Source organism: Prosthecobacter sp. (assembly GCF_044222345.1).
Classification (GTDB): Bacteria; Verrucomicrobiota; Verrucomicrobiia; order Verrucomicrobiales; family Verrucomicrobiaceae; genus Prosthecobacter.
The window spans coordinates 1-18,160 of record NZ_JBGANL010000039.1; the positions used below are offsets into that span (position 1 = coordinate 1).

Annotated in this window: 16 protein-coding genes; 5 read left to right on the top strand and 11 right to left on the bottom strand. The window is 60.1% G+C overall.

Going from position 1 to position 18,160, the window contains the following annotated elements:
- Positions 1-330 precede the first annotated feature (330 nt).
- Positions 331-705 (bottom strand): RNA recognition motif domain-containing protein, encoded by a 375-nt coding sequence (locus ACILSL_RS18905; RefSeq protein WP_395733618.1) that lies wholly within the window; start codon positions 703-705, stop codon positions 331-333.
- A gap of 259 nt (positions 706-964) precedes the next feature.
- Positions 965-1,903, bottom strand: a complete 939-nt coding sequence (locus tag ACILSL_RS18910; protein ID WP_395733619.1) for a glucosamine-6-phosphate isomerase — start codon at positions 1,901-1,903, stop codon at positions 965-967.
- Between the two features lie 180 nt (positions 1,904-2,083).
- Here ACILSL_RS18910 and mazG point away from each other — a divergent pair, with 180 nt between their 5' ends.
- Genes mazG through ACILSL_RS18930 form a run of 4 tightly spaced genes read left to right on the top strand, consistent with a single transcriptional unit; the run spans position 2,084 to position 6,276 of the window.
- Entirely contained in the window at positions 2,084-2,872 is a 789-nt protein-coding gene (gene mazG / locus ACILSL_RS18915) for a nucleoside triphosphate pyrophosphohydrolase (protein ID WP_395733620.1), read from the top strand.
- A gap of 30 nt (positions 2,873-2,902) precedes the next feature.
- Positions 2,903-3,154, top strand: coding sequence for a hypothetical protein (locus tag ACILSL_RS18920; RefSeq protein ID WP_395733621.1), 252 nt, complete (start codon positions 2,903-2,905; stop codon positions 3,152-3,154).
- Complete coding sequence (locus ACILSL_RS18925) at positions 3,151-3,546, top strand: PIN domain-containing protein (protein WP_395733622.1); 396 nt, start codon at positions 3,151-3,153, stop codon at positions 3,544-3,546. The genes ACILSL_RS18920 and ACILSL_RS18925 overlap by 4 nt, the downstream gene beginning before the upstream one ends.
- Positions 3,547-6,276 (top strand): DEAD/DEAH box helicase, encoded by a 2,730-nt coding sequence (locus tag ACILSL_RS18930; RefSeq protein WP_395733623.1) that lies wholly within the window; start codon positions 3,547-3,549, stop codon positions 6,274-6,276.
- Here the strand turns inward: ACILSL_RS18930 and ACILSL_RS18935 are convergent.
- From ACILSL_RS18935 to ACILSL_RS18945, 3 genes are read right to left on the bottom strand one after another with little or no spacing between them, the layout of a single operon-like run.
- Positions 6,263-8,710 (bottom strand): MFS transporter, encoded by a 2,448-nt coding sequence (locus ACILSL_RS18935; RefSeq protein WP_395733624.1) that lies wholly within the window; start codon positions 8,708-8,710, stop codon positions 6,263-6,265. The two genes, ACILSL_RS18930 and ACILSL_RS18935, sit on opposite strands and share 14 nt — an antisense overlap.
- A 9-nt stretch (positions 8,711-8,719) precedes the next feature.
- Entirely contained in the window at positions 8,720-9,385 is a 666-nt protein-coding gene (gene ispD / locus ACILSL_RS18940; protein ID WP_395733625.1) for a 2-C-methyl-D-erythritol 4-phosphate cytidylyltransferase, read from the bottom strand.
- Between the two features lie 46 nt (positions 9,386-9,431).
- Entirely contained in the window at positions 9,432-9,884 is a 453-nt protein-coding gene (locus ACILSL_RS18945; RefSeq protein ID WP_395733626.1) for a GatB/YqeY domain-containing protein, read from the bottom strand.
- 133 nt (positions 9,885-10,017) lie between these two features.
- Between ACILSL_RS18945 and ACILSL_RS18950 the strand changes: the two genes are divergently transcribed.
- Entirely contained in the window at positions 10,018-10,866 is an 849-nt protein-coding gene (locus ACILSL_RS18950; RefSeq protein WP_395733627.1) for a PIG-L deacetylase family protein, read from the top strand.
- A 142-nt stretch (positions 10,867-11,008) separates the two neighbouring features.
- Here the strand turns inward: ACILSL_RS18950 and ACILSL_RS18955 are convergent, their stop codons facing one another.
- The 6 genes from ACILSL_RS18955 to ACILSL_RS18980 form a co-directional block, all read right to left on the bottom strand.
- Positions 11,009-11,596, bottom strand: coding sequence for a peptidylprolyl isomerase (locus tag ACILSL_RS18955; RefSeq protein WP_395733628.1), 588 nt, complete (start codon positions 11,594-11,596; stop codon positions 11,009-11,011).
- Between the two features lie 671 nt (positions 11,597-12,267).
- Positions 12,268-14,835, bottom strand: a complete 2,568-nt coding sequence (locus ACILSL_RS18960) for a M16 family metallopeptidase (RefSeq protein WP_395733629.1) — start codon at positions 14,833-14,835, stop codon at positions 12,268-12,270.
- Positions 14,832-15,245 (bottom strand): Minf_1886 family protein, encoded by a 414-nt coding sequence (locus tag ACILSL_RS18965; RefSeq protein ID WP_395733630.1) that lies wholly within the window; start codon positions 15,243-15,245, stop codon positions 14,832-14,834. The genes ACILSL_RS18960 and ACILSL_RS18965 overlap by 4 nt, the downstream gene beginning before the upstream one ends.
- Positions 15,246-15,279: 34 nt before the next feature.
- Positions 15,280-16,584 carry a glycosyltransferase family 4 protein gene (locus ACILSL_RS18970; RefSeq protein ID WP_395733631.1) on the bottom strand — a complete coding sequence of 435 codons (1,305 nt, stop codon included), beginning with the start codon at positions 16,582-16,584 and terminating at the stop codon, positions 15,280-15,282.
- A gap of 202 nt (positions 16,585-16,786) precedes the next feature.
- Positions 16,787-17,332, bottom strand: coding sequence for an acetolactate synthase small subunit (gene ilvN / locus ACILSL_RS18975; protein WP_395733632.1), 546 nt, complete (start codon positions 17,330-17,332; stop codon positions 16,787-16,789).
- A gap of 5 nt (positions 17,333-17,337) precedes the next feature.
- On the bottom strand, positions 17,338-18,135 hold the full coding sequence (locus ACILSL_RS18980; RefSeq protein WP_395733633.1) for a DNA-methyltransferase: 798 nt from the start codon (positions 18,133-18,135) through the stop codon (positions 17,338-17,340).
- Between the last annotated feature and the right edge of the window lie 25 nt (positions 18,136-18,160).

Sequence of the window (18,160 nt, forward strand, 5' to 3'; positions counted from 1 at the left end):
TAAGCGCATTACAAGCGCTCAGGAAAGCAGCACAGCGCTGAGGGCAAAATCGCCTGGCAGAATGCCAGAATTTAACCGGCATTCCGGGCAGGCCTTTCTAAAAAGAGTGTTTTCACACAGCCTGGACAGCCAGCCCTACCAGCACTGGGCATGCGAGCGCCCAGCGCGAGGTAGGGAGGCTTGTCCTCAAGCCGCCGCCGAGCGTCTCCACGCTCGCTTCTCGGAAATCAGTTTTGGAAAGCGCTATACGACACGAAAAAGCGGCATCCTGTTGCCAGGATGCCGCCGTGAATTTTCTTGGAGCCTTGGTTGGAAGGTCAGAGGGGGCGCTTAGTAGCGACCGCCACCGCCGCCGCCACCACCGTAGCCGCCACGGCCACCACCGCCGCCGCCTTTGCCACCGTAGCCGCCGCGACCACCGCCGCCGCCGCCGTAGCCACCGCCTGCTGGGCGATCTTCCTTCGGACGGGCTTCATTGATGGTCAGGTTGCGACCGCCGTAGTCTTTTTCATTGAGGCCACGGATGGCTTCATTCATGGCGGTTTGGGAGTCCATGGTCACGAAAGCAAAGCCACGAGGACGACCGGAGTCGCGGTCCATCGGAAGGTGGATGTCGGTAACGGTGCCGTAGTCGGTGAAGAGAGCGCGGACGTCGTCTTCGGTGGCGGTGAAGGGCAGGTTGCCCACGTACATTTTAGTATTCATATCGATTTTCTTGAGTTCAGTCAGCCTGAATGAGGGCTGAGTAAGCTCCGATATCGGATTTAAGAACACCAAAGGAAACAACCTGATGAACGACTTAGCTTAGCCTTTATCAGGTTAACTTGCAGTGAGACAGTCGTCCTCATCGCGGGAATAGCAAACGTTAGTTTGGATTTCGCCCGATGAGGCCCGGCTGCCGGGCTCAACAGGGCCTGTCCGTGAATGACGAGTGGGCTTCCATTCGTCATCCCGCCGCAGGTGCTCAATGCATTTCCACATCGCATTGGCCGAGGCCGCCGCGGTAATAGTTGAACTGCACATTCGGATGTTCAGCCAGGAGAGACATCGGCACCGAGGCGTCTGCCAGACGCTTGGAGATCATGAGTGCGGAGAGGCGCTGGCCCAGAGGATTGTCGTGCTGGCCGGCATGCCAGACGCTGACCTTCTCTGCCATCCAGGTTTCCTTGGGGCCCACCGTGATAGCCTTCTGCGGCACCAGTGTGAGATTGCCACCACCTGACGTGCGGGCATTCTGCATGAGAGTCACCGGATGCAGATCCACGAGGCGAGTGGTCAGTTTACGAAACTCCGCAGGCGGCGGTGGCTCGTTCTTGAATTTGCCCGTGCGCTTGGGCGGGTCGTTGAAGGCCCAGTTTTTGATGTCGCCCTGACCGCACTGCATCACCGCGCAGCGCACACCGCTCTGCCAGCTCTTGATGTAGGCTGCCGTGTCCGCTTTCGGGAAATGCAGCTGTGTGTCCGGCATGCAGAGCTTCTTCTGCATGCGGTCAAAGCAGAGGTCGCGGTTCGCTTTTTCAAAGGAGAGCGGATGCTCCAGAGTCACTTCCTTCTTCGTGTGCTCGTCATACCATTCGTCCATGCCCCAGAAGTGACCGTCTTTGATCGAGATGCCGAGATCATTGATCAGACGTGCCACGAGAGGGAGCTGCTCCGTGGGGCCCACCGGGCCGCAGATGCCAGCCGGATTGTCCGGGGTGGCCTGCTTCCAGGCGTGGATGTACTCCAGCGCTTCAGCCAGATAAAAATCCTCCAGCGTATCAAACATCACCACTTTGAATCCGGGACGAGAGAGCTGGCGCAGATCTCGTTCCGTGAGCCGGGCGGCATCATTGATGAGATCATCTTCTAATGTGGTGTAGTCCCACCACTCCGGTGCGATATGACTGATTTTACGCGGCATGGTATGGTTTGGTTGTTACGGGATATTCAGGGAGAACGCCCGTTTTGCCAAGCTCTCATCATGGGAGTCTAAAAAATTCTCGGGGTGCTGGAGGGGGGGAGCCGATGAGGTTTGGGACGTCCGACCACATCTTGATGGGCGCAGCCTTGACCATCCCGATGCACCGCACTACCTGCCTGCATGGACGAAATGCTCAACCACCCTGATGCCCTCACCCGCCTGCGTTACGTCGTGCACCGCCTGCGCGCACCCGGCGGCTGCCCCTGGGACATGGAGCAGACCCACACCTCCCTCATCCCCCATGTCATCGAAGAAGCCTACGAGGTGGCCGATGCCATCCGCAGCGGCGATCCGGCCCAGATTTGCGATGAACTCGGCGACATCCTGCTCCAGCCCGTGCTGCATGCGGAGATCGCCAGTGAGACAGGCACCTTCGATCTCGATACCATGGCCCACGGTTTGACTGAAAAGCTCATCCGCCGTCATCCGCATGTGTTTGGCGACACCAGCGCCGCCACCTCTGACGCGGTGCTGAAGCAGTGGGATGCTATCAAACGCACCGAAAAAGGCACCGAGAACGAAGGCCTGCTGCATGGCACAGGCAATGGACTGCCCGCGCTCATGCGCGCGCAAAAGCTGCAAAAGAAAGCCGCACGCGTTGGCTTCGACTGGCCGGATGCCACGCCCGTCTTTGCCAAAATCCGCGAAGAAGCCGCCGAACTCGAAGAAGCCATCGCCTCAGGTGACAAGGCGCACATGGAAGAAGAACTCGGAGATCTGCTCTTCAGCGTGGTCAATCTCGCCCGCAAAATCGGCATCGAATCCGAGCCCGCACTGGCTGCCGCCAACGAAAAATTCACCCGCCGCTTTCACGCGATGGAGGAGCATCTGCGCGGGCAGGGCCATGAGCTCGGCAAGCTCTCGCTGGAGCAGATGGATGCGGCGTGGGATGAGGTGAAGCGTGGTTGACATGCACCTGCTGAAAAGCCATTTTAACCTGTGCAACTCACCATCGACATCGACGACGAACTCTACGCCGGCATCGAAGCTGTGGCGAAGCAGGAGCATTCCAGCGTCAACAGCGTGGTGAAACATGCGCTGAGCCGGCTGCCCACTTTGCGAAAACCTGTCGAGCCGCCAGTGAAGGCGCCGCATGGTTACAAGCTTGCCGCATCGGAGGGAAGGCTTCCCTTCACAACCGAAGATGTTCTTCGGATTGAGGAAGAACTCTATCTGAATGGCAAAGCATGATCTGGCTTCCTGACGGAAACGTTCTTATTGCCTTGATGATCAAGAGCCACGCAGCATATGGGCGGGCAACGCAATGGTTGGACGCATTAAGCGAGCCCTTTGCTACCTGCTCTGTGTCTCAAGGTACCTTGGTGCGTCTGCATATGCACCTGGCTCAAGATCAAAGTTCAGATGCCGCGTGGAGAGCCTTGGCAGAAATCGAAGGTCATCCACAGCATGTTTATTGGGATGGTGACCTTCCATATCGCAACGTGCCGCATCGTCAGATCCAGGGGCACCGACAAGTGACAGATGCCTGGCTTGTAGAACTGGCGCGTCGCAACGGCGGCAAGGTGGCAACGCTTGATCAAGGAATGGCGGCGACCTATCCAAACGACGCTGTGCTGATCTAAATGGTCCTCGAAGATTTTCCCTTTTCCAAACTCTGGGCGCAGGTGCGTTCAAAATCGTGGCTGTGGCTGTTTCGGCGGCAGCAGATCGAGGAGGGTGGGCGGCTGCTCAAGCACGGAGACATTGGTCTCGCGGGCGTGCATGTGTGCTCGGAGAATGAGGTGGAGCTGATCGCGGGCATCGGCACGGCTTTGTTCAACTCCGCCTCTGTCACGGCGCATCTGCGGCTGCGGGAAGACGGCAGCATGGCGATGACCTCGCACTGCACCTGTGCGGTGGGCACGCTCTGCCAGCATGCGGCGGCGTTGATGCTGATGCTCGATCATGAGGAGGGACGCAGGCGCATCGAAGCCATGGCGCGTGTGCGGGAGAAAACGTCTGCTGCCACTGATGAGGGATCCGAATCTCCGGTGGAACCGAAAGAAATCGAACTGCCACCCTCAGAGCCGAAGCCCATCCTGCTGGTGCGGCGCATGATGGTGGACATGCCGCAGATCACGGCCAAGCGGAACATCGGCGGCTGGGAGCCCCGCAGCGTCGCCTTCATCCAGCCCTGTGCGGAATACGACGACTGCCCGCTGCGCTTCGAGATGCTGGTGCGCAGTCCGGCGCATCAATGGATGGATGAAAACGAGACGCGGCATACCCTGGTGCGCAATCTTCGTTCGGAGCGTCTGCTGCTGACGGACTTGTCCGGCCTGGGTTTCAAATCTTTCGCAGAAGCGCTGCCCGGTGCCAAGGCTCCCGAATCCACGCTGGGCTTCATGGCGATGGCGGGTAATCAGGCTCTGCTTTGGTCCCAGTTTCTCAAAGACCAGGTGCCGAAGCTGCGTGAGTCCGGCTGGCGCGTGGAAGTTCCGGAGGACATCGGTTTCCAAATTCATGAGGCGGCTGAGGATGCGTGGTTCACGGATCTAGCAGGGGATCAAGACGGGCGCGAGTGGTTCTCGCTCGACCTCGGTGTCGAAATCGAAGGACGTCGCATCTCGATGGTGCCGCTACTCGTGGATTGCATTGATCAGGGACTCAGCGCTGCCGTGCTGGAGAAAAATCTGGATCAACGTTTTCTGCTCTCGCTCGGCGGTGATCAGGGCGATGTACTTTCTGTGCCGGCGCATCGGCTGGTGGTGCTGCTGCGCTTCTTTGATGAACTGCTCGCCACGCGGCCCGTGCGCAAGGATGGCAAGCTTCAGCTGGATAAACTGCGCGCCGCACAGCTCGCCACGCTGGATGGCCTGCCGATTCGTGCGCCCGTAGAACTGACCGCACTCAGTCAGCAGCTCGGCAGCTTCCGTGAGATCGGGCTCATCACGCCACCGGCGGGTTTGAAAGCCAGCCTGCGTGATTATCAGCGCGAGGGAGCCTCATGGATGCAGTTCCTGCGCGAGTTCGGCCTGCACGGCATTCTGGCCGATGACATGGGCCTGGGCAAAACGCTGCAAACGCTCACGCACATCCTGATCGAGAAAGAAAGCGGGCGCATGAAGCATCCCTGCCTCATCGTGGCGCCGACGAGCGTGCTGCGGAACTGGATCAATGAGTCGATCAAATTCACGCCTTCATTGAGCCTGCTGCTCATGCAGGGGCAGTCACGCAAGAGTGACTTCAAGCACCTCAAGCAGTACGACCTCGTCGTCACCAGCTTCCCGCTGCTCGTGCGTGATGCCGATGTGATGCAGGCGCAGGAGTGGCACATCGTCGCGCTGGATGAAGCGCAGAACATCAAGAATCCCAAGAGCCTCGCGGCGCAGACTTGCAGTGGATTGAAGGCGAAACATCGTCTGTGCCTCACAGGAACGCCGATGGAAAATCATCTGGGTGAGCTCTGGAGTTTGTTCAACTTCCTCATGCCTGGTCTGCTGAGCGATGCCGACACCTTCCGCCAGCACTACCGCAATCCGATTGAGCGTGAAGCCGATGCGGAGCGCCAGAAGCAGCTCAGCACACGCATCCAGCCGCTGCTGCTGCGCCGCACCAAAGATGCGGTGGCGAAGGAGCTGCCGCCGAAGACGGAGATTTTGCACAGCATTGAACTGGGTACGGCGCAGACGGATTTGTATGAGACGATCCGGGCGGCAATGGACAAGCGGGTGAGGGAGGCGATTGCAGTGAATGGTTTGGACCGGTCCCAGATCGTGGTTTTGGATGCGCTTTTGAAGCTGCGGCAGGTGTGCTGTCACCCGCAGTTGTTGAAGCAGGAGACCGCGCAGGGTGTGTCGGATTCCGCAAAAACGGCCTTCCTCATGGATGAACTGCTGCCCGAGCTCATTGAAGAAGGCCGCCGCATCCTCATCTTTTCACAATTCACGGAAATGCTCGCCATCATCGAGGCGCGCTTGAAGAAAGACGGGACGCGTTATGTGAAACTCACGGGCAGCACCAAGGACCGCGAAACACCGATTCAGGAGTTTCAGGCGGGCAAGGTGCCTGTCTTCCTCATCAGCCTGAAGGCGGGTGGTGCTGGCATCAATCTGACGACCGCCGACACGGTCATTCATTATGATCCCTGGTGGAATCCGGCGGCTGAGGCGCAGGCGAGCGACCGGGCGCATCGCATCGGGCAGAAGAACCCGGTCTTTGTTCACAAGCTGATCTGCGAGAACACCATCGAGGAGCGCATCGTCAAGATGCAGCAGAAGAAAGCGGCGCTGGTGGAGGGACTGCTCGCTGGGCGTGCCGACAAACTTCAGCTCACCCAGTCCGACATTCAGGCGCTGTTTATGGCAGAGTGAGGAAGCCCTGCTCGTCCATTTTCACGGCGGGGAGGCTGATGCTGTGATCGTCATTGGGCCGCAGACCGCTGATGCGAACGCCTTCCGCGTTGGATTCGAGGGCGAGGCCCGGCAGCAGGCGGCCGAGGGAGCCGGCTTTGCGGCCGAGCTGCTCGTCTTTGTCATTGGGCGGCATGGGCGGATTGGGAACTTCGGTGCTGATGAGGATGCCGGTGCCTGCATCAACGTAACCGCGCAGGGCGGTGGTCTGGGTCAGGGGAGACAAATCGCTGTCGAGGCAGAAGACCAGTCGCTCCTGGCCGGTGAGCCTGCCCAGTGTGCTGCGGGTGCAGAAGGCGACGATGTGAGTGGGGTGGGCTTCGGGTCCGTGATCGATGAACTTGGTGCCGGGCATCACCTGCGTGAGCGCCTTGACGGTGCGGTGGATGATGCTGCCTTCGGGCTCGAGGCTGAGGAAGACATCGCCGGGGTGGTGCCACTCGATTTCGGCGAGGCGGAGGGCGTTGGCGAAGGCGACGAGGTCGGCTTCGGCGTGGGCCCAGCTTTTGCGTTTGAGAAAGGCCTCTGCGCTGAGGGCTAGCATGGCGTGGCGGACGACTTCGGCGGTGGCGGCTCGTGTGCCCAGGGCTTCGCCGAAATGGACTTCGACGGGATAGCGCAGGTGCTTGGGGCGTTTGGTGAAGAACTTGCCGCCCTGGAAGGAGAAGATGCTGCCGTAGAGGCCGTCGAGGTAAACGGGGACGACCTGGGCATCGCCCTGGCGGGCCATGAGCTCGAAGCCTTTGAGGAGTTCATTGATCATGCCGTGGCGGGTGATCTGGCCTTCAGGGAAGAGGCAGACGACTTCGCCTTCTTTGAGGGCGGCGGCGACGGCACGGATGGCGTCTTTAGCGCGGGTGGCGGAGATGGGCACTGTGCCGACGAGGCGCATGAGCCACTTGAGCCACCAGAGATTGTAGAGGGCGTCCCACATGACGAAGCGGACGGGGCGGCGTGCGGCTGTGGCGGCGCCTATGATGAGGGCATCTACGTAGCTGACGTGGTTGGGGAGGATGAGGACGCCGCCGGTGGCTGGGATGCGGTCTGTGTGAACGGGCTTCACTTTGTAAAGGAAGCGCACGGCGGCGAGCATGAGGAAGCGGACGAGATCCTGCGGGAGGAGCCGCATGATGTAAACGGCGGCGAAGAAGGTGGGGATGGCGAGGATGAGGAACTGGGTGGAGGCGCTGAGGTTTGCCACCTTCATGAGGGCGACGATGGCGACGGCGATGAGGGTGCCGAGGCAGTCCATGAGGTTCATGCCGGCGTGGATGCGGGCTTTTTCATGCTTTTCGGCCTTGTCCTGGGCGTAGGCGTAGAGGGGGACCATGAAACAGCCGCCGGCGGCGCCGGTGAAGATGATGCCGGCGTACATCCAGCTGGAGCCTAGGGGGGCGAGGCCGGACCAGAGGAGTCCGGCGACGAGGCCGAAACCACCCAGTGGAATGAGGCCGAGTTCGATGCGATTGCGACTGACGTGGGAGGCGAAGAAGCTGCCGCTGATGACGCCGATACCGAGGATGCCGGCGACTTTCGCGAGCTCCATGGGGCCGTCGCCATGGCCAGTGTCAGGATGGAGTTCCTTGGTGAGGGTGACGAGGATGAAGCTGAGGGCGTTGGAGATGAACCAGAAGTAAGTGACGCCGAGGGCGGCGAGGCGGATGGAGCGGCGGCGGAAGACGATTTTGAGGCTTTCGAAATGCTCCAAGGCCATGCCTTTGCGCCAGTGGACTTCGGTATGCGCCGGGGTGCTCTGAATGCAGATGGCGGCTATGAGCTCCACGATGCCGAAGATGCTGATGATGATGAGCGGCCAGAGGGCGGACATCCAGGCATCGCCCGTTTTTTCATACTCGGTGCCATACCAGACGCCACCCGCCCACATGCCGCCGAGAATGCCTGCGAGCATGGTGACCTGCAGCCAGCCGGAGACCTGGCCAAGGCGGCGCGAGCCCGCGAGCTCCTTCATGATGCCCATCTTGGCCGGGCTGAGGACGGCGGCCTGAACGGCGAGGACGAAGAAGCCGACGAGGGAGATTTCGAGCGAACCGGGGACGCGCTTCATCCACAGCGCAAGCGCGAGCCATACGAAGCAGATGATCTGCATGACCTGCATCCAGACGATGACCTTGCGCTTTGAAAAACGATCCGACCAGTAACCGGCCAGCGGGGCAAAGATCATGTAGGGCAGCGAAAAGATGGCCCCGAGCCACAGCTCCATGTGGCGGCCCACCCAGGAGTCTTTGGCGATGATGATCGAAAGGGCGATCAGCAGCATTTTGACAAAATTGTCGCTGAACGAATTCATCGCCTGCACAAACAGGACGAGAACAATGGACGCCCAGTTCCGGCGTGGCAGATGCGGTGCGTTGTCGAGGGCGGCGGAGTCGGGCATGGGTGTCGTTCAATCGACAAAACGCTGAGCCAGCAAAATGTCTGCCGGGAACGTGATCTTGGGGTTCAGTTCAAAATTTTCGATGACAAAGACGGGTTCGCCGAGGTGCTGCACGGCGGAAACTTCATCAGTCACAAGCAGTCCGTCACGCAGCACGGCGTCATACGCTCGCACGAGCAGCTCACGCTGAAACACCTGCGGCGTTTCCATGATCCAGGCGTTGGCACGATCAATGGAGTCAATGATGCGGCCGGTGCTGTCGCAGCGTTTGAGAGTCTCGGTCATGGGCCGGGCACAGGCGACGGCTGCCCGAGTGCGCGCGGCCTCAATGCAGCGGGTGATCTGCGCCACCGAGATGAGCGGGCGGGCGCCATCATGGACTGCAACGACCTTACAGGCTGGATTCAAGGCTTGCAGGCCTGCATGCACGGAGAGGTGACGCTCGGCGCCGCCGGTGATGATCTGGGTGATTTTGGCGAGGCCGCTGGAGCACCAGGCTTCGACGTCCGCACGCAGGGCCTCGCTGGTGACCACGAGGATCTCATCAACGGCATCGCAGGCTTGGAATGCAGCCAGGGTGCGTCTGAGCACGGGCTCACCCGACAGAGGCGCCAGAAGCTTGTTGAAGCCCATGCGCCGACTGCTGCCTGCGGCAACGATGATGGCGGAGGTCATGAAAGCCGGTGAATCATGGAAACGGTGCGGCGTTGCAGTCACCGGTTTAAGCGAGGCGTTTGGCGACCTCGGTGGAAATGGACTTGCTGTCGGCACGGCCGGCAACGCGTTCCTGCAGCGCCTTCATCACGCCGCCCATGTCCTTCTTGGAGGTGGCGCCGAGTTCGGCAATGACGGTTTCGACGAGCTTGCCCAGTTCTTCCGTGCTCATGGCGGCAGGGAGATATTTGTCCAGCACGGCGATCTCGGCCCTGGCGGCTTCCACGGCTTCCGGGCGCCCGGCTTTCTCGGCACCTTCCACGGAATCCTGCAGTTTCTTGATCTCCTTGCGCACCACGGCCAGGGCGTCGGTGTCGCCGAGCTCACCATCCGCACCGAGTTTTTCGATGGCGGCGTATTTGAGGGCGGATTTCAGATTGCGGATGACGTTGAGGGCCACGGTGTCCTTGGCACGCATGGCATTTTTGAGGTCTTCGGAAATTTGGGAAATGAAGCTCATGGGAAAGGGGGCAGGGAAAGGGTTGGGGAGGGAGGGGCGATCATGGCGGTGGCGGGGGGATTTGTCCAGATGATAGGCGGGGGCTGGGAATGCACTTGGCACTCGCGGCCTTGCGGTGCATGGTCGCATTCCTGTGCAATTTCGACATCCCAAACACGACCTCTACATTCCTGACGAAACTGAACCCTGGACCGCGCTGCGCCGAGTGACGCATCTGGGGATCGTTTCGCATCAGGACGACCTGGAAATCGCCGCGTATCATGGCATCACGGAGTGTTTTCATGACAAAGGGCAGTGGTTTGGCGGCGTGGTGGTCACGGATGGTGCGGGCAGTCCGCGCAAAGGGCCGTACGAGAGCTATACGGACGAGGAGATGCAGAAGGTGCGCCTGATCGAGCAGCGCAAGGCGGCCTACGTGGGGGAGTACAGCTTCATGGTGCAGCTGGGCTACCCGAGCGATGACATCAAAAAGCCGAGGCATGCGCCGGCGGTGGAGGATTTGAAATTCGTGCTGGAGCATGCCCAGCCGAAGGTTTTGTATCTTCACAATCCGTGTGACCGGCATGACACGCATGTGGCGACTTTTCTGCGCTGCCTCGAGGCGATTCGAGAACTGCCGCCGGAGATGCGCCCGGAGAAAGTCTATGGCTGCGAAGTCTGGCGCAAGCTCGACTGGCTGCTGCATGACGACAAGGTGATGCTGTGGGTGGACAAGCACCCGCACATGTTGCGCCCGCTGCTGGGGGTGTTTGATTCGCAGATCAGCGGCGGCAAGCGCTATGACCTGGCCGAGGAGGGGCTGAGGCATGCGAATGCGACGTATTTTGATTCGCACACGACGGACAAGACGAGCCTGCTCACTTTTGCGATGGATCTGACGCCGCTGACGAGGGATGACAAGATGTGTCCGGTGGAGTACGCCACGAACTATGTGCGGCGGCTCGAAACGGATGTGCATGACCGCGTGAAGAAGTTCATGTGAGGACGATTTAACGCAGCTTTGGGCTTCGGCGAGTTGCGGGCAAGAGTGCCCGCATCACTGCTGCGCCGGGCCAAAGATGGCCATAAAAAATGCCAGCCGAGTGACCGGCTGGCATTTGAGTATTAAAGCGATGTGGCGGAGATTATTCCGCGAGCTTGGCGCTCTTGATGATGATCGGCTCCACAGGAACGTCACCGTGGGGGCCTTTGCGGCCGGTGGCGACGGTGGCCATGGCTTCAACGACTTCCATGCCTTTGCTCACTTTGCCGAACACGCAGTAGCCCCAGCCATCCTGTCCTGGATAGTCGAGGAAGCTGTTGTCCTTCAGGTTGATGAAGAACTGTGAGCTGGCGCTGTGTGGGTTTGGCGTGCGTGCCATGGCAAGGGTGCCTTTGACGTTCTTGAGGCCGTTCTTGGCTTCGTTCTCGATCTGGCCGTCCGGCTCCTTCTGCTGCATGTCCGGGGTGAAGCCGCCGCCCTGCACCATGAAGTCAGGGATGACGCGGTGGAAGATGAGGCCGTCGTAGAAGCCTTTTTTGACATACTTCACAAAATTGGCGACAGAAATGGGGGCCTTGGCGGCGTCGAGTTCGATTTCGATGGTGCCTTTGGAGGTCTCCATCACGACTTTCACGGGTTTAGCATCACTCACGGTTTGGGCTTGGGTTGTTCCGGTCAGACCGGCAAACGTGAAAACGAGAGCGGCAAGAGTCGGTGCGATTGATTTCATAGTGGGTTGGTAGGGAGGGGAATGAGCCACGAAGCGATTGATTTGCAATGGTCAAAATTGGCTCTCTCCCTTCGGCTGCGGTCTGGCTGCCCTCTGAAGACAACTTGGCCCGGGAGGACCCAACCAAAATCCTCCCGGGCCGTTAGGTGACCAAGGAGTCCCAACCATGAAGTGACTCCCCAGCTCGTTGTGTGTTTCCTCAGGCGAACCTGAGAAATATTTGTGAAGCTTGCGCCCCAACTGAATCCTGAATAGAGCAGTCTGCGGGCCAAGTTTGTTGGGTAAAATGGAATGCGTGCTCTGTTGCAGAACCCGTGCGGGGGCGAGGTCTGAAAACAACTCGGCCCGGAAGGACCCAACCAAAATCCTTCCGGGCCTTTAGGTGACCAAGGAGTCCCAACCATGAAGCGACTCCCCAGCTCGTTGTGTGTTTCCTCAGGCGAACCCGAGAAATATTTGTGAAGCTCGCGCCCCAACTGAGTGAGTGATAAAGCAGCCGCCGGGCCAAGTTTGGCGGGGAAATTGGGGGGATTAAAATTATTCGGACGTGATCAAGCCCCCTTCATTCGAGGAGGAAATCTGCGTGAGCGCTGGCAGACAGCCAAGGCTCACGCATGATGCAGCGGAGGGGAATGGATTGCTTTGAAAGGCTCATAAGCCGGAGGCTTGTGCTACTTCGGCAGCACGCGGACGATGAAGGCTTTCTTTTCGCCGAAGTATTTGGCGGCGACGCGCTGGATTTCCTTGGAACTGATGTCGGACATGATGCCGGGAAGCTTTTGGAAGTGGTCCCAGCCGAGGCCGTTGATTTCATTCCATGCGCAGACGTCGGCCATGCCGGTGTTGCCCTGCTGGGCGCGGAGCCAGGAGGAGCGCCAAGTGACACGGGCGCGATCAATCTCGTCGGCATGCAGGCCGTTGTCTGCGAGATCATTGATCTGCGCCATGAGCTCCTTCTCGGCGAGCTTCACTTTTTTGGGATCGGTGCCCACGTAGAAGTAGAAGGCGCCGGCGCCCATGGCGGCAAAGTTTTGCGCGCCGACATAGTAGGCGAGGCCGAGCTCTTCGCGGATGCGGTTGAACAAACGGCTGCCCATGTCGCTGCAGGCTTCATCAATGAGATTGAGCGCATGCACGTCACGATCTTCCAAGCCGACGGTGCGGAAGCCGACGACGATGACGGCCTGCTCTTTGTCGAGGTGTTCGGTCCAGGCGGCCGGTTTGGCGCTGGCGTGGTACTCACGTCCCATGGCGATCTGGCGGTTGCCGCGTGGCAGTTTGGCGAAGGCTTTTTCCACCTGCGCTTTGATCACAGAGGCCTTCACATCGCCAAAGACTGAGATGACGCCGTTGCCGGTGGCAAAGCTGGCATGCAGCATGGCGCGGCAGTCGGTGAGCTTCAGCGCGGCCACGGACTGCTCCGTGCCGAGCGCGGTGCGGTGGAAGGGCTGGCCGGCAAAGATTTCGCGCCGTGCTTTGCGCATGGCGACGGTGAGCGGGTCTTCCTTCTCTTCGAGAATGTTGGCGATCTGGCGCTTTTTCACCTCGGCCAGCTGGGCCTGGGGCAGCGCGGGATTGAGGATGAGATCGGCCACGAGGTCGAGCGCGTCGGCTTCGTCTCCGCGCATGACGTCAGCGCCGATCATGTAGCGGTGCGCGTCCGCAGAGCAGATGAGGCTGCCACCGCGATTTTCGAGCTCGGAAGCAATCTCTGCCGCCGCACGTTTCTTGGTGCCTTTGAGAAGCATCTGCGCGGAGATCTGCGTGACGCCGGCGGAGAGATCGGTTTCAGCCAAAACACCGGCAAGGAAATTGGTGCGGACGCTGATGAGAGGCAGACGCGGATTCTCTCCCACAAGAAGGATGAGGCCGTTTTTGAGCTTGAAGCGCTGGATGTCTGGCCGGGCCGAATCGGCGGTGGATTTGGCCTTGGTGTCAGCCTCGACCTCATCCCCCACGATCACGGTGCTCATGGCTTCAGGAGTCAAGTAGCGGCGTGCGGCATCGCGGATGACGTTCGGCGTGAGGGCGGTGATGGCGTTGAGGAACTGGCGCTGGTAGTCGAGCGATCCGGAGAGCAGCCAGCCGTTGCCGAGGCTGCCCGCCTGGCCTTTGACGGTGCTCAGGGTGCGCATCTGGCCGCTGAGCGTGGCGCACACGGCCTTTTCGAGTTCGGCGCGGCCCGGCCCGGTTTTTTGCAGGGTGGCAATGACTTCGAGCATGCCCTTTTTGAGCTTGTCAGCATCGGCAGGATTGCATTCGGCCTCGACATTGAAGAGGCCGACCTCCGGTGCGCACCAGGCACCGGCCCAGACGTAATGGGCGAGGCTGCGTTTCTCGCGCAGTTCCTGGTAGAGGCGTGAGCTGCGGCCGGAGCCCAGCAGGAAGGCCAGCACGTCGAGGGCTGGTTTGTCCGCATGGTTTTCTCCGGGGATCTGCCAGCCGAGGGCGATGCGCGTGAGTTCGGTGGTGAAGTTCTTGGCGGCGGAGCGGCTGCCATGCTGGGGGGGCTCGGCAGGCAGGAGAACGGGATCGAAAGCACGGCGCTGCCAGTCGCCAAAGAAGCTGCGCACGGTTTCCAGCACAGCGGCGGTATCGACATCGCCTGCTATGACAATGAAGGCATTGTTGGGCACGTAGTGGCGCTGCACAAAACCGTACACATCGGCGCGGGTGATCTGATCGAAGACTTCGCGATGACCAATGATGGGGTGGCGGAGCGGATGCTGACGGAAGGCGGTGGCCTGCATCAGATGCTGGACCGTGCTGCCGGGGTCGTCATGATCCATGGCCATCTCACGGCGGATGACTTCTTTTTCGCGTGTGAGTTCATCGGCATCGAATTTCGAATGGCGGATCATGTCCGCGAGGATGTCGAGATAGCCGCCCGCGTGCTCGGCGAGGCCGTCGATCCAGTACACCGTGCGGTTGAAGGAGGTGTAGGCGTTGACGTAGCCGCCCAGTGCCTGAATGCCCTGGGAGATCTGCGCCGGGCTGCGTTTTTCCGTACCTTTGAAAAGCATGTGCTCCACGCAATGCGCGATGCCTGCGCCGGTGTGCTGCTCTTCATGCATGCTGCCGGCCTTGATCCACACCTGCACGCTGACGAGAGGGTGGGCATGGTCTTCACGCACGATGACTTCGAGTCCGTTGGGCAGGGTGGTGACGCTGGCATCCAGGGAGGGGACGGAAAGAGCGCCTGCTTTGGCAGACGCAGCACGGACGAGAACTTTTTTCATGAGGATTTTTTCTCGCGCTCTTCACGCAGCGAGGCAGGGAGGAAAGGGGTGGTGAAGGCGAGCTCGAAGTCGTAGCCGCCAGAGAAGTCTTCGAGGCTGTCTCCGTCATTTTTGCCGAAGTAGCCGCAGTCGATCAGATTATAGACGATGTTGCCCACATCTTCGCCGCGCTGGAGGCCCCACTGGCCGAGGATGATGGTGGACATGGGGCCGTATTCCTGGAGCACATAATCCCGGAAACCTGCGAGCAGTTCCTGACCGGTGACGTGCTGGTCTTCGGCGTTTTCATCGCGGAATTTTTTGGCGGCCATGTGCAGCGCGTCGCGCACCAGTTCGTAGGCGGCCGGGTGATAGCGGGGGTCTTTTTGAATCGAGCGCCGGACGGCCTCGCCAAAGGTGATGGAAGTCATGTGCGGACGAACATTGGAGTGAGGAAGGGCAGGGTCAATGCACGGCTTGAGTTGCGGCCACGGCTTCCTGGAGCACGGCTTCAAAACGCTCTGCCATGCGGGTGGCGCTGAATTCCTGGCGGACTTTGTTGATGCCGTTCTTGGAGAGCCTTTCGCGGTGCTCATCGTCATTGAGCAGGGCTTCGAGGGCATCGGCCAGTGCTTTGGCGTCATCGGGTTTGCAGAGCACGCCGCCTTCGGTGGCGGCGATGAGCTCGGGAAAGGCGCCATGGTCTGGCTGCACCACGGGGACGCCACTGGAGGCGGCCTCAATGACGTACAGCCCGAAGGCTTCGCCGTAGGTGGCGGGAACGCTGAAGACGGTGAGGTCGTGGAAGAAATGCACCTTGTCTTTGAAGCTGACATTGGGGTGCCACTCCACGCGTTTCTCCAGCCCGGCAGCCTTGATCTTGCGCTGCAGACCGACCACATATTTTTCGTCGATGGGCGTCTTGGCTCCGCCGATGCGCAGCTTCACGCGCGGCACGGTGCCGCGTTTGGCCAGGTCGATGAAGGCATCGACGAGGGTGGTGAGGCCCTTGCCGTGGATCATTCGGGCAAAGTAGCCGATCGTGGGCCAGTTCGGGTCGGGAGAAGAGGTGGTGAAGGCGGTGGTGTCGATGCCATTGGGCATCACTTTCATCTGCAAGGCGCTTGCATCCAGGCGCTCGCGCATCAGGTCGGCGTAGTAGTGGCTGGGGGCGATGAAGGTGCGAACGCTCCTTGCATTCCGCTGCATGGCCTCCCAGCACTGGGTGCGGTAGGGTTCCGGCAGGGTGTCCAGAAAGCTGTCTTCTCCCTGCAGTGAGCAGACGACGGGAATGCCCAGTTCTTTTTCCAATGCGGGCGCCAGACCGGTAAGCAGGCTGTTGGACAGGGAGATGACATCAAACTTTCCATGGCTGCGGATCCATTCGAGGAGCTTGTGCCATTCGCCCCACTGCCGGCCTTCGGCGCCAAGCAGCGCGCCGAGGGTCATTTCCCCGAGCACCTTGGCGCTGGTCATGCCCATGCGTTTTGAGGCTCTGCGGAGGAAGTCGGGCTTGTTGATCCACTTGTGGAAGAAGCGCGGCAGCTTGTGAAACCAGGTGAACTTCTGCTGCAAAAACAGCGAGATGCCGCCGATCTGCACGGGGAGCTCCTGAGAGCCAAATTCGCGGTCGGTGACCAGCGGGAGGTAGAGTGGCGCCATGAGTGCGTCATGGCCGCGTACGCGCAGCGCCTTGATCAGCGCGTGGTCGCGCAGGCAGCTTCCGCAGTGGAAATTGCCGGTACCGGGGGTGAGGTGCAGAATGCGCATCAAAGGAACGAAAGGAGGGGAGGACAATGGATGCCAGAAAACGATACGCTGGTCAAAATGAACGCATGAATTTAATTTTATAGCTGCGTGAAAAGGAGTTTCGCAAGCCTCCATCACCTTGGAGAAGAGCCCCGAACAGAAATGAAAAAGCCAGAACACCGGCGGGGCGCTCTGGCTTCGGTCATTTTTTGGCCGTCTGCAATCAGGTCTCGGTCAAGCCGCGGGCCATGACGACCTTGCCAGTGCGGACGGTTTCGACGATCTCGAACTTGGTCAGCAGGCGGACGGCGGCGTCGAGCTTGTCGGAGTTGCCGCTGATGAGGGCGATGAGGCTGTCTTCCTGGAGGTCGACGGTCTTGCCATTGTAGTGCTCGATGATCTGGAGGATCTCGGTGCGCTCTGCGGAAGTGGCGGCGACCTTGATGAGAACCATTTCCTTGGAGACGGCGTCGCGGTCGGTGTGCTCGATGCAGTGGATGACGTCGATGAGCTTGCTCACCTGCAGGATGATCTGGTTCAGGCCTTCAGGATGGCCGCTGATGCCGATGGTCATGCGGCTGAAACGCGGATCACGCGTCTGGGAGACGACGAGGGACTCGATGTTGAACCCACGACGGCTGAAGACGGCGCAAATGCGGCCGAGGACGCCAGGCTGGTTGTTCACCATGACGCTCAGCGTGTGGATGTTGATGATGTCAGCCTGGGGAGCTGGCTTTTTGTCGGTGGTGGCGGGGATGCGTTCGCTCATGGGATTTATGATTTTCGTTTGGTGATTGGTGCTTTGGCGGAAAGGCGGCGCTTGGCGATCTTGAAGTAATTGGCGTCTTTTTCGATGCCGAGCCATTTGCGTTTGAGCTTTTTGGCCGCCGCTGCGGTGGTGCCGGAACCGAGGAAGGGATCGATGACGAGGTCGCCGGCGTCCGTGGAGCAGGCGATGAGTTTGTCGATGAGGCCGAGCGGCTTCTGCGAGGGGTGGCCGCACTTTTCCTTGGAGATGCCTTTCAGGCTGGGCACGCGGAGGATGTTGGTGGCAAACTTGCCGCTCTCGAGGTGGGCGCGGCGTGCGGCTTTGTCCTTGTAGCGTTTGTCGCGGAGGTAGAGCTCGATGGTGGCGGCATCGTAGGGGATGCGCACGGCGTCCTTGTTGAACTTCACGTCATCGCCTTTGCGCAGGACGAGGATCATCTCGTACTGCGGGGTGAAGCTGTCGCGGCGCTCGTCATAGCCCACCGCACGATCCCAGATGATGAGATCGTGAAACTGGTGCTGCTGACTGAGTCGTGACATGAGGTGGAGGAAGGTGTGCTCGCGTTTGCCTAGCTGGCCGAAGATGAAGGCGAGGCCGTCATCGCGCAGGACGCGCATGGATTCCGCCACCCACGCATCGCACCAGGCGAGGTAGTCGGCGGCAGTTTTCCATTGCGTGTCCCAGGCTTCATTTTCGAGAACGTTGAAGTAAGGCGGATCGGCGATGATGGCTTGGGCGACGGACGCAGGGAGCTTTTTGAGCTCCGTGAGGGCGTCGCCTTGGATGATGCGGTTGGATTTCATCGAGCCATCGCCGCACTCTGACGAG